The organism is Chryseobacterium sp. KACC 21268 (assembly GCA_028736075.1).
Classification (GTDB): domain Bacteria; phylum Bacteroidota; class Bacteroidia; order Flavobacteriales; family Weeksellaceae; genus Epilithonimonas.
Genome location: CP117875.1, coordinates 2,467,257 through 2,479,723, shown reverse-complemented (window position 1 = coordinate 2,479,723; position 12,467 = coordinate 2,467,257). Strand labels below are relative to the sequence as shown.

Here is a 12,467-nt window from a genome sequence, read left to right as displayed (position 1 = left end):
ATCATTAATAGAAAATCAAAATCCATGGAAAATACACCATCAATTGGAAAACCTGTAAGTCGTCTGGAAGGTCACCTAAAAGTAACAGGAAGTGCAAAATATGCAGGAGAATATGAAGCAGATGATTTATTATATGGCTATGTGGTAAACAGTACCATTACGAAAGGTAAAATAAAATCGATAGATACATCAGAAGTTAAAAAAATGGAAGGTATCATTGAAGTTTTTACGCACGTAAACAGACCTTCTACAGCTTGGTTTGATTTCCAATATGCTGATATGGATGCGCCCCCTGGAACTGTTTTCAAACCGATGAAAGATAATGAAATCAAATACAATGGTCAACCGATCGCTTTGGTAGTTGCAGAGACTTTTGAGATGGCTCGTTATGCAGCGACAAAAATTAATGTAGTTTATGAAGAAGAAACGTTCGAAACAGATCTGAAATCGAATTTGGATCAATCTCGTGATCCGAAAAAAGGTTTGGCTTCTATGCTGAAACCACCGCCACCAAAACCAACAGGTGATTTTGAAAAGGAATATGAAAATTCTTTTGTTAAAATCGACAGTCAGTTTTCCCACGGAACGGAACATCATAATCCTATGGAAATGTACGCTTCGACCGTGATCTATGAAGGAAAAGATAAATTAAAAATATACGACAAAACGCAAGGGACAATCAATTCCCAAATGTATGTGGCCAATGTTTTTGGCTTGAAAATGAAAAATGTTCAGGTAATTTCACCTTTTGTAGGTGGTGGTTTTGGTTCAGGTCTTCGTCCACAGCATCAGCTTTTTATGGCTGTAATGGCTTCGTTAGCATTAAAACGAAATGTCCGTGTGACTTTGGATCGTGCTCAGATGTATATGATCGGACATCGTCCCCCGACTTTACAGCATACTAAATTTGGTGCTGATAAAAACGGAAAAGTAAACGCTATCTACCACAAGGCAACCGGTGAAACTTCGAGGTTTGAAGATTATGTAGAGATTGTTGTCAACTGGGCAAATATGCTTTATCCTGCAGAAAATACTTTGTTGGAACACGAAATTGTGCCACTGGATGTTTACAGTCCGCTGGATATGAGAGCGCCCGGCGGAAGCACAGGAATGCACGCCATTGAGGTGACAATGGATGAAATTGCGTACAAATTAAATATCGATCCTTTGGAATTAAGATTAATAAATTATTCTGAGATTGATAAAAGCAGTGATAAGGAATACTCCAGTAAAGAATTAAGAAACTGCTATCTGCAAGGTGCTAAAAAATTTGGCTGGAATCAGCGAAATCCAGAACCGCGGAGTATGAAGCGGGGAAACAAATTAGTTGGCTACGGAATGGCTACCGGAATTTGGGATGCGAACAGAATATTTGGTAGAGCAGAAGCAATCATGACAGCTGATGGAAAAGTCGAAATCAAGAGTGCGGTTACAGATATTGGAACCGGAACACTGACTATTATGACGCAGATTGCAGCAGATGAGTTGGGTCTTCCGATTGAAGATATTACATTTTCTTATGCCGACAGCAAAATGCCGTTTGCGCCAATTCAGGGTGGTTCTTTCACGACGGCGACAGTTGGACCGGCTGTTCAGAACGCTTGTCAGGCCTTGAAAAAGAAGCTACTCAAAAAAGCAAAAGATATCCAGGGTTCATTTTTGAAAGATGCTAAATTTAATGAAGTTACTTTTAAAAATGGTTTTATTATTTTAAATGATAAGCCAGATACAAAACTTGATTTTAAAGAAATTATAAAAGCTAATGATGGAAAAGCAATCAAAACTACAAATTCCGCTATGCCCAATCCACTGACTTACGGCAAGAAAGCCAGGGCGGTTCACAGCGCAGTGTTTGTAGAGGTAGAAGTAGATGAAGAACTTGGAACTATCGAATTAACGCGGGCGGTAACTGCAGTTGCTGCAGGTAAAATCATTAATCCAAAAACTGCTGAAAGCCAAATCCTCGGCGGAATGATCTGGGGAGTCAGCAAGGCGTTGCACGAAGAAACCATTCTAGATCACAATTTGGGTCGATATATGAATGCCAATTTGGGCGAATATCATATTCCTGTTCACGCCGATATCCACGATCTGCAGGTTGTTTTTGTTGAAGAGAATGATCAGTTTGTGAATGATTTGGGCGTGAAAGGCGTAGGGGAAATTGGCGGAGTAGGAATGCCGCCGGCAATAACCAACGCAATTTTCCACGCCACTGGAAAAAGAATCTATAATCTTCCAATCCACTTTGATCAATTGCTTTGATTGAATAGTGTGATTTATCTTAAAATATTTTGAGAATAATTCTTTGTAAATCAAGTTTTCAAGGTAGCAAAATAGATGTTTTTAATCTTCATTCTTTTTGTAAATATTCTTTTTTAAGTCTTTTGTCAAGTACAAAAGGTACAAATGGGAGAACAGAAGCGATGAGGTAAATTGCAATTCTAATTATGCTCCAACGGTATTTGATAGAGGCTAATACAAGAGCAACAAAAAATAATAAAAACAGAATCCCGTGAATCCAACCAAAATATTTAACAGCTTCAGGAATGTTCAAAAAATATTTTAAAGGCATAGCTATGAAAAGCAATATGAGATAAGAAACACCTTCGATCAAGGCAGTTTTTCTATAAAAATTAAGCATTGTAATTATTTAACCGATTCTGTGTTTTCAAAATCTACCTACAATGATAATTGATTTAAATGGATTAGACAACTTAGTCAACTCTAAAATCATATTGAATCAACTGGTGTTTCTAGATACTTTGTTGATTGATATTGGATTCTGATTCTGATGTTGTTTTAAATTTATAAAAGAAAAACAAATTCCAAAGAATCATCTCGTAACCGTAGAAAAAATCCTCAATTGGAATCGTCAGCATTCTAAAACCGATGTGATTTTGTGGATTGTAATTCACGATGGGAGAGTCCAAACCTGTTCCGGTAAGAATTCCATTAACCAAAAAAAATCCCGGTGTCAATATCAAATAGATCATTGAGGCTTTCCCAATCCAATTGATTTTCAAGACAAAATATAAAATCAACAGGCTAATTGAAGTTGATAAGAAAGTAATAAATGTATAAATTCTATCGTGACAATAAAGTGCAATTCCTAAAAATAAAATTGATGAGATCACGACGAATATCTTTTCAGAATTTGGTTTCCAATCAAGTTTGAAAAATTTGTCCAGACAGAAATAAGTGAAAATACAGGAAAACGGAATGCAGATGAAAAATAATATTTCTTCAATTGGCAATTCCGTAATTTTTAAGCCGATTAAATATCGATAGTTAAACCACCAAACCCCATTTTTCGTAAACCAAATATCCCAAAGAATAAACACCAAACCAACCAAGACCGAAGCTTTAATAAAGGCGCCAAAGTGTCTGTTGAATTTAATCTTAGGATGAAAAGAAAAAATAAAACAGATGATGACGGTAAAGAAATTAATCAGCAAATAGGTGTATTGAATCATCAGGCTTTGTCTTTGTTAAAGTACATTTTAAAATATTTGACTGGCACCCAAAGAAATCCAAAACATTCGCCATCTTCTTTGTTGATGTGTTTGTGATGTTGCTTGTGAGCGCGTCTAATTGCCAATAGATAAGGGTTTTTCGTGTCCTTCAAAAACTTCACGCGTTGATGAATGAAAATGTCGTGAACGAAAAAATACGACATTCCGTAAAGGGTAATTCCAATTCCGATGTAGAACCAAATGTCAAAATCGTTCATTGTTCCAATGTACATTAAGGCAATTGCAGGAATCGCAAAAATAACGAAAAAGTAATCGTTTTTTTCTAAAGGCGGATCACTGCTGTGATCGTGGTGATCGCGGTGAAGTGACCACAAAAATCCGTGCATCACATATTTATGAACGACCCAAGTAAAGCCTTCCATCAGGAAAAAAGTTATTAAAATTATTAAGAAATTCATTATTCTTTTCTTTTGTTGTTGAACATCACTTCCAAGACTTCGTGGCGGAAATCAAAGATATTTTTGAGTTTACTTTTCACAAAGAGTTTGTGTGCAATTTCGCCCAAAAATCCCATCGGGAGTTCGTAGCTTACAGTGTCTTTTATCAAAACACCATTTTCGTTTGGGATAAATTCGTGGTAATGATTCCACAATTTGTAGGGTCCTTTTTGCTGAAAATCCGTAAAACTCTTCTGGAAATCCACTTGCGTGATCTGTGTTTGCCATTTCATTGGGATTTTCAGAATCGGTGAAACTGTGTAATCTATCAGCATTCCTTTGTAAATTTCATCGTTCTCCAATTTCGTCAACACTGTGAAATTCATATCTTTCGGCGTGATGACGGCTAAATTGTTGGCGGAGGAAAAGAATTTCCAAGCCGTTTCTATATCGCAGTTGAGTTGTTGTTCTCTATAAAGTCTGTGTACCATTTTCAATTTTTAGATTTATTTCAATTTCATTTTACAGATCTACAGAATTTTAGATCGATAACATTTTGTATTCTACGTAACTTCCCATCATCAGGGATATTTTTTTGCTGTTGGAGATTCGGATTCTCTGGTTGATCATTTTGGTGGCAGACGTTCGCTTGATTTTTTTGAAAAGCGAAAGATAATATCTGTACGCCAAATAAACGCCGAATCTAGAAGAAGTTGGTAATTTTTTAATGCCCTCTAATGCCAATTGGAATTCGTTTGCTATTTCTTTTTCGATTTCCGTTTTTACTTGATTGTCAAATGCTTTGATATCAACATTAGGGAAATAAGTTCTGCCCAAAACATCATAATCATCTTTCATATCACGCAGGAAATTCACTTTTTGGAAAGCCGATCCCAAGATCATTGCAGAAGGTTTCAACCTTTCAAATTCATCTTTATCACCGTTTACGAAAATGTGAAGGCACATCAAACCAACCACTTCCGCAGAACCCAAAATATATTCTTTGTAAAGCTCCGAGTTGTAATCAATCTTGTGAAGATCCATTTCCATACTTCTCAGAAATTGCTTGATGAGTTCGTGATCAATCTCGTATTTGCTCACAGTTTCCTGGAAAGATTGCATAATTGGATTAAGCGAAATCTTCTCTTCCAAAGCCAAAAAAGTGTCTTCTCGGAAACGGCACAAAAGTTTTTCTTTGTCGAAGCCGTGAAAACTGTCCACAATCTCGTCTGCTAATCTTACATAACCGTAAATTGCGTAAATCGGATTTCGAATTTTGGAAGATAAAGCCAAGATTCCTAGCGAAAAACTTGTGCTGTATTGCTTTGTCGTCTGTTTGCTGATCTTGAACGAAAGGTCGTCAAATAGTTTTTTCATAGCTAGATATTATTTGTTTGTTGGCTTCTATGGAGGCAATTTTCCCTGAGATAATGCTTGGCGGAACACCTGGTCCTGGCACCGTCAATTGTCCTGTGTAAAAGAGATTTTTTATTTTTTTGTTTCTTAGCGAAGGTTTCAGAACGGCGGTTTGTGACAATGTGTTTGCCAATCCGTAAGCGTTTCCCTCGAAGGCGTTGTAGTCCTGTTTGAAATCCTCCAGACAGAAACTTCTTTTATATTCTATTTTAAGAATTAAATTTTCTGTGTTCGTATGCTTTTCCAATCTGCTCATCATTTCGAGGAAATATTTTTCCCGCATCTGGTCAGAATCTGCAATTCCAGTGGCGATTGGCATTAATAAAAATACATTTTCGCAGTTTTCCGGCGCAATGTTTTGATCGGTTTTGGATGGACAACAAACATAGAATAATGGTTTGGATGGCCATTTTTTATCTTCATAAATTTCTGTCGTGTGAAGATCCAAATCGTTTTCGAAGAACAACGTGTGATGTTTCAGATTTGGAATTTTTTCCTTGATTCCCAAATAAAATATGAGACAAGACGGTGCAAAAGTTTTCTTCTTCCAATAATTATCGTCGTAATTTCTGTATTCTTTTGGAAGCATTTTACTTTCCGTATGTTCATAATCTGAGGAAGCAATAATCGAATCAAACTCAATTTTTTCGCCGTTGACGATAAGTGCGTTTGCTATCTTTTCATTAATAATAATTTGCTCGACATTCGCATTGAAATGAAATTTAACACCTTGTTCCACAGCGATTTCCTGCATCGATTCTATAATCTTGATGAAGCCTCCAATCGGATACCAAGTTCCTAATTTGTAACCGCCATAATTCATTAAACTGTAAAGTGCCGGAATATCTTTCGGCGAAGCGCCAAGGAAAATCACGGGGAATTCCATTAATGTGATCAACTTCGGATTCGAAAAATATTTGCGGACAAACTTGCTGAAATCTGTCAATAGATCAAGACTGAACGCACTTTTCAGAATCTTAAGCGAAACAAACTCAAACCAAGAATTGCAGGGTTTCGTGACGTAATCTTTCATCCCAACTTCGTACTTGAATTGCGCATCTTTCATAAAATCTTCCAACCGTTTTCCTGCGCCTTTCTCGGTTTCTTCGAAGAGCGTTTTCATCGCTTCAAAATCTTGTGGAATCGCCATTATTCCATCAGAAAAGACCATTTCGAATTGTGGATCGAGTGGAACCAATTCATAGAAATCGGACGCTTGTTTATTAAAATCATTAAAGAAATTTTCGATAATATCTGGCATCCAATACCAACTTGGTCCCATATCGAAAGTGTAGCCATTGTCTGTCTGGAAACTTCGCGCACGTCCGCCAACTGTTGAATTCTTCTCGAAAACGTGAACTTCGTGACCGAGTTTTGCGGAATAGGCGCTGGCCGACAAGCCTGAGAATCCGGAACCGATGATGGCAATTTTCTTTTTCATAATTTATAATTTTCCTAAAAAATATTGTCTATTAACTTCATCCAGCAATTGCTGACTATCAATATTCTTTAAAAATATAGGCTGATGGAATTTTTCCAATTTGTCGAGAATTCTTATCAATTCCATTTTTTCGGAATGGTTTATATTTCCGCTGACAATTCGTGTGGCGTTTCGAATCTTTTCCATTTGATTGTCTAAGGCCAATTTTCCAGCTTCAGTAATGTTAAGGACTTTGGATCGCTTGTCTTCTTGGGAATCGGATTGTTGGATCCAACCTTGGTTTATTAATCTGTTGATAATTAATATCCCGGAAGATTTGTCGTGGATATTTTTTTTAATCAATTCCATTTTTGTCATCAAACCAAAAGCTTTGAGATTGATCAAATAACTGAATTCGTCCTGCGTTTTGAAATCCGAACCTGCGATGGCAGATTTGGAATAAGTTTTTGCATAACGATTTAGATGTACCAACAAAGTGCTGATAACGCTTTCCGGCGATCGACCTTCCTCTTTTCCTTGCCAAATTTGTTCGGTGGATTCGGAGTTTCTTTTGTCGAGTTCTTTGTCTGCGATCCAAGATTTGAAACCATTGATGTCATTAGCATAAAAATGATCCTGATTTTGAGAATCAAATTTTTCCGCCAAACCGATGATTTCTTTGATAAAGGTGAATTTCATTTGTGTTTTATTTTGTGTTTTTATGTACTAATTATTATGCCAATTGTTCATTAATATTCTAAAATTAGACAAAAAATGAGTCACGAATTTTATAAATCGTAAAAAATCTTAATTACGATCAGATTTATGTTAAGGATTTCTAAAAAAAATTAAAATTTGAAAAGAATAAACATTTATGGAATCGTTATTGTGACTTAACTAATAACATTAAAACAAAAAGTTATGAAAACGGAAATGAAAAGTTTAATGTTTGGATTATCACTGGTAGCAGGAAGCTACTTAACTGCCCAAACAGCACCGACCACGAATGATACTGTAAAAATGGAAACAACTGCAAATGCGACAAACATAGCAGTGACAAACCCAGCCATAGAAGCCTTGCAAAAGCAAGTTGCGACAAAACCGGATGATACGCAAACTCTGGTAACGTTGGCAACAGCCTACCAAGATGCTGGAGATTGGAACTCGGCCATTGCGACCTGGAACAAGATCACAGCCATTATTCCAGATTGGGCGCCAGCATATTACAGTATTGGGTATGCAAACCAATCGGCAAAGAATAACCAAGGTGCGAAACAGGCTTATGAGCAATATATTGCAAAAGTAAAACCAGAAGAAGTGGAAGCTTCGAAACAAAATCTGGGTTACGCATATTTCTTTATCGCATTCCAAGATAAAGACACCGATAAGGAAAAAGCAAAACAATATATCGCAAAATCTTTGCAATACGACAGTTCAAACCAAGATGCGCTCAACTTGAGCAAAAGCTTGATGAACTAATTTTCAATACACTATTTATATAAAAAAGACGCTTAAATCAAGCGTCTTTTGTTTTATACATTCTCTTGCGAATCCTTATTTTCAGGAGGGTTTTGGTTTTTGTTGTTTTTCTTTTTGTAGAAATAATAACCAATTCCGGCGATCAGGAAAACTGGCCAAAAGGGTAGGAGAAAGAGCAGAATGCTCCCGATAACATTCCAGCCAGAGGAAATTGCGTCCAGAGATCTGTCACCGAAACTTTTATCATTTTCATTTTCAGTTGGATGGAGTTTGTTGCCGTACAAAGTGATCTCGATGTCGCACATTTTGTTTTGATTGTAGTCATTTCCGACAATCTCGACATTCTTATTTTTCACAGTTCCAAGGTCTGCCAATTCCTCCACCAGATAATCGAATTTCTGAAGCGGAACTTTCGCTGTGATGTAGTAAGTTTGGAATTCGTCATTACTGATCAGATTTTCGGTTTTGATGTTTCCATCATATTTTCTGATTTGTTCCTGCACCAGATATTTTCCCGTTGCAATATCATCCACGTTGATTTCTACATAACCTTTCTTCAGAATTGAAGCAGGTTTCGGCTCTGGATTTTGTGTTGGTTTGTCTCTGTAAACGATTTTGTTTACCGATTTGGTGACAGGTTTTGGAATTTCTTTTTTGATGGAATTTTTAATCGAATCCAGATTAGAACTGATTTTTTTCTCCTCGATTTCCTTCTTGAATTTCTCAACATTCTCACCAATTGAGTCTATTTTATTCTTGCTGTTTTCAAAAGCTTTCTCGATTTCCTCTTTATTTTTGATGAGATCTTTAGCTTTCAAATTGACTGAATCTACAATCTTGTTGGCAGTAGAATCGAATTTCTCAACACTTTCCGAAACGTTATCGACTAGAGAATCTGCACTTGCGATGGTGTTGTTAGCTTGTTCTAAATCGGACTTCTTACACATTGTCAATGTGCTCAGGACGAACACGGTCAATATTAATTTTTTCATTTTGGATAATTTTGTTGATGTAAAACTACCAAGGCTGTGAAAAATTAATTTGTAAATGAAAGGGAATGTTTTTGTAAGGTTTTAATTGGTTGGAAATGAAATGGTTGTGATTTATTTACAAGGAATTTACAAGAGGTGGAAAAGGGAAAGTATCAGTAAGCTTTGTAAATTATTGGTTGAAAACAAGTTTATTTATTTTCAAAAGTTTTATTAAAATCAGTTTTCTTTATTCTAACGAAATAATTGCTAGCAAATTCGTATCCTTTCCTCCTTGCGTTTTGTTGCAATGATTGATTATATTTTTCGCTTCTATTAATTGAATAATCTTTAACTTTAATTGTATCTTGAAAGAAAGGCTTGTTTGCAAAAAATATAGTATTCCAACTTGAATTGTGATAAGGCGACCAGAATACATAATCTTCCTTGTCGATATCAGCGAATAGATTTATGGAATTGTTTTTTGACTTAATCAGTAATACAGTGTCGTTGATCGCTGGCCAGAAACCTTGAGCCAAACGCTTTTTTTCATTTACCATTTTAAAAGGCAATCCATTTTCTGGTCTGATATCAAAGAAAACTGTTCCGTTTGTAAACCTTGTTTTTTCTGTTTTATATGAAATTAATGAGTCAGGTTTTTCAACTAATGAATAACTCATCTCATCGATTACTTCATTTATACTTATTGGTTCTGAGGCAGTGATGGTATCAGTTCGTGAAGTGTAGCTTCGAACAATTATTTCTCCAATAAATGATGATTCATTCAATTCTTTTTCGATTTCTATATATCTAGTCCATAAAAATGAAAAGCTGAATAAAAATGGTAAAAATAATAGAAGATATTTTTTGCTCAATTTCACAAAAGGTTTTAATTAATCTTTGGATTATGATTGTAAATTTATAAAAATAGAATTTCAATATCATTAAAATTTGATGCAAAAAAAATCCGCAGAAAAACTCTGCGGATGATATATTTTACTCTGCCGTAGCAAACTCACTGATAAAATGTAACTTCACATTCGGAAACTTCTCCTGCGTCATCACGATTGTGAAGGATGAATCTGCCAGGAAAACCAATTGGTCGTATTTATCTCGCGCCAGGAATCTCTGTTTCAATCGTGCAAACTCTTGGAATTCCTCAGACCTTTCGTCCGCTTCCACCCAACAAGCTTTGTGGATTCCGATAGGCTCATAAGTACATTTTGCGCCATATTCGTGTTCTAAACGGTATTGGATTACTTCGTATTGAAGCGCTCCAACCGTTCCGATGATTTTTCTGTTGTTCATTGTCAGCGTGAAAAGCTGGGCTACACCTTCGTCCATCAACTGGTCGATTCCTTTTGCTAACTGTTTCGCTTTCAACGGATCATCATTGTTGATGTAACGGAAATGTTCCGGAGAGAAATTCGGAATTCCTTTGAAACTGATCTTTTCACCAGCCGTCAAAGTATCGCCAATCCTGAAATTTCCTGTGTCGTGAAGTCCAACGATGTCGCCTGGGAAACTCTCGTCCACAACTTCTTTTTTGTCCGCAAAGAAAGCGTTGGGAGAGGAGAACTTCATCTTTTTGCCTTCTCTTACAAGCAGGTAATTTTCATTTCTTTTAAATGTTCCAGAAACGATTTTCACAAACGCCAAACGGTCTCTGTGCTTGGGATCCATATTCGCGTGGATCTTGAACACAAATCCAGTGAAATTTTTCTCTTCAGGCTTCACAACTCTTGTCGAACTTTCCTTTGGCTGAGGCTTCGGCGCAATCTCGATGAAAGCATCCAATAACTCACGAACCCCAAAATTATTCAAAGCAGAACCGAAGAAAACCGGTTGCAAATCGCCTTTCATATAGTCATCTCGGTCAAATTCCGGATACACGGATTCCACCAATTCCAATTCCTCACGAAGGGTCGCCGCCGCTTTTGTCCCAACCAATTCATCGATTTGAGAATCATTGATATCATCAAATTTGATAGCCTCGCCAACTTTCTGTTTTTTCTCTTCTAAGAACAATTGGATATTCTTTTCCCAAATATTATAAATCCCTTGGAAATCCGCTCCCATACCAATTGGCAGAGAAAGTGGCGTCACGCGAAGTCCTAATTTCTGTTCCACTTCATCCAGCAGATCGAAGGCATCTTTACCTTCACGATCCAACTTGTTGATGAAAACCAACATCGGAATATTTCGCATTCTACAAACCTGAACCAACTTTTCCGTCTGTTCCTCCACACCTTTTGCAACGTCGATCACGACAATCACGGAGTCAACGGCCGTCAAAGTTCTATAAGTATCTTCAGCAAAATCCTTGTGACCAGGAGTATCCAAAATATTGATCTTGTGACCTTTATATTCAAAAGCCAAAACCGAGGTCGCTACGGAGATCCCTCTCTGGCGCTCGATTTCCATAAAATCGGAGGTTGCTCCTTTTTTGATCTTGTTGGATTTTACCGCGCCCGCCTCCTGGATCGCTCCTCCAAAAAGAAGAAGTTTCTCTGTAAGCGTCGTTTTTCCCGCATCGGGGTGAGAGATGATCCCGAAAGTTTTTCTCCTGCTGATTTCTTGTTCTAAAGACATAATAAAATTTGAGACTGCAAAAATCGTGTTTTTTATCGAATTCTGAAAATCGAGTTTTCGAGATATTAATTAGGAGTTATTTGGCCTAGTCCAAAAGATATTTTTATTTTTGATTTGGAGCTATTTCCCGCTTTCCGTTGCAATCTTTTTTGCAGACGATTTCCCTATAAATAGAACATTCAGTAAACGCAAAAAAGGATTTCCACTGCAATCGGGGCTATGGGTTTTGTTTGTAAAAGTAGCTTTCTACTAAAAAAAAGATTGTCATCCTATTCCGAAACACTTCGACTCCGCTCAGTGTGACAAAAGTAACTCAGATTTCCAACATCAATCCATTGTCAGTCCGAGCGGAGTCGAACTTATCAACATTATTCAAAGATTTCGAAAGACATTAGCATTGTCAGTCTGAACAGACTCGAAGACCAAGAATTATAAAAGTATTTTTAAATTTAATAACATAATTATGAATAATAATCTCTCGCAGATTTACAGCATAAAAAATCTGCCTAATCTGCTAAATCAGTGGGAGTTTTTAGGATATCATAACGGAATTCATTAGAATTGTCAGTCTGAGGCTCTCGAAGACAATTTAAAAAAAAATCCTTATAAAAAATCGATTAGCAATTTAGTAATCTCAATTATATCATAATTGTCAGTCTGAGGCTCTCGAAGACATATAAAG

The 12,467-nt window shown here is 36.6% G+C and carries 12 protein-coding genes; 2 read left to right on the top strand and 10 right to left on the bottom strand.

From position 1 onward, the window contains the following. Window positions 1-24: 24 nt before the first annotated feature. On the top strand, window positions 25-2,262 hold the full coding sequence (locus PQ459_11545) for a xanthine dehydrogenase family protein molybdopterin-binding subunit (protein WDF45530.1): 2,238 nt from the start codon (window positions 25-27) through the stop codon (window positions 2,260-2,262). An 88-nt stretch (window positions 2,263-2,350) separates the two neighbouring features. Here PQ459_11545 and PQ459_11540 read toward each other — a convergent pair whose 3' ends face one another. From PQ459_11540 to PQ459_11510, 7 genes are all read right to left on the bottom strand, one after another. Further along, on the bottom strand, window positions 2,351-2,641 hold the full coding sequence (locus tag PQ459_11540; protein ID WDF45529.1) for a DUF3817 domain-containing protein: 291 nt from the start codon (window positions 2,639-2,641) through the stop codon (window positions 2,351-2,353). A gap of 112 nt (window positions 2,642-2,753) precedes the next feature. Beyond that, window positions 2,754-3,473, bottom strand: coding sequence for a lycopene cyclase domain-containing protein (locus tag PQ459_11535; GenBank protein ID WDF45528.1), 720 nt, complete (start codon window positions 3,471-3,473; stop codon window positions 2,754-2,756). Further along, window positions 3,473-3,931: a sterol desaturase family protein gene (locus PQ459_11530; GenBank protein WDF45527.1), complete on the bottom strand. Its 459-nt coding sequence runs from the start codon at window positions 3,929-3,931 to the stop codon at window positions 3,473-3,475. Before PQ459_11530 ends, PQ459_11535 begins: the two co-directional genes overlap by 1 nt. Next, a complete protein-coding gene (locus tag PQ459_11525) occupies window positions 3,931-4,401 on the bottom strand; it encodes an SRPBCC family protein (protein ID WDF45526.1) in 471 nt (156 codons plus the stop codon). Before PQ459_11525 ends, PQ459_11530 begins: the two co-directional genes overlap by 1 nt. A 49-nt stretch (window positions 4,402-4,450) precedes the next feature. Beyond that, on the bottom strand, window positions 4,451-5,287 hold the full coding sequence (locus tag PQ459_11520; protein ID WDF45525.1) for a phytoene/squalene synthase family protein: 837 nt from the start codon (window positions 5,285-5,287) through the stop codon (window positions 4,451-4,453). After that, window positions 5,271-6,767 (bottom strand): phytoene desaturase family protein, encoded by a 1,497-nt coding sequence (crtI, locus tag PQ459_11515; protein WDF45524.1) that lies wholly within the window; start codon window positions 6,765-6,767, stop codon window positions 5,271-5,273. Before crtI ends, PQ459_11520 begins: the two co-directional genes overlap by 17 nt. 3 nt (window positions 6,768-6,770) lie before the next feature. Further along, complete coding sequence (locus PQ459_11510; GenBank protein WDF45523.1) at window positions 6,771-7,445, bottom strand: helix-turn-helix domain-containing protein; 675 nt, start codon at window positions 7,443-7,445, stop codon at window positions 6,771-6,773. Window positions 7,446-7,667: 222 nt separating this feature from the next. On the opposite strand from PQ459_11510, the gene PQ459_11505 reads away from it, so the two are divergent. Then, window positions 7,668-8,225: a hypothetical protein gene (locus tag PQ459_11505; GenBank protein WDF45522.1), complete on the top strand. Its 558-nt coding sequence runs from the start codon at window positions 7,668-7,670 to the stop codon at window positions 8,223-8,225. A gap of 53 nt (window positions 8,226-8,278) precedes the next feature. Here the strand turns inward: PQ459_11505 and PQ459_11500 are convergent, their stop codons facing one another. The 3 genes from PQ459_11500 to PQ459_11490 form a co-directional block, all read right to left on the bottom strand. Further along, window positions 8,279-9,217, bottom strand: a complete 939-nt coding sequence (locus PQ459_11500; GenBank protein WDF45521.1) for a DUF4349 domain-containing protein — start codon at window positions 9,215-9,217, stop codon at window positions 8,279-8,281. 188 nt (window positions 9,218-9,405) lie between these two features. Further along, on the bottom strand, window positions 9,406-10,068 hold the full coding sequence (locus PQ459_11495; GenBank protein WDF45520.1) for a hypothetical protein: 663 nt from the start codon (window positions 10,066-10,068) through the stop codon (window positions 9,406-9,408). Window positions 10,069-10,189: 121 nt separating this feature from the next. Then, on the bottom strand, window positions 10,190-11,785 hold the full coding sequence (locus tag PQ459_11490) for a peptide chain release factor 3 (GenBank protein WDF45519.1): 1,596 nt from the start codon (window positions 11,783-11,785) through the stop codon (window positions 10,190-10,192). Between the last annotated feature and the right edge of the window lie 682 nt (window positions 11,786-12,467).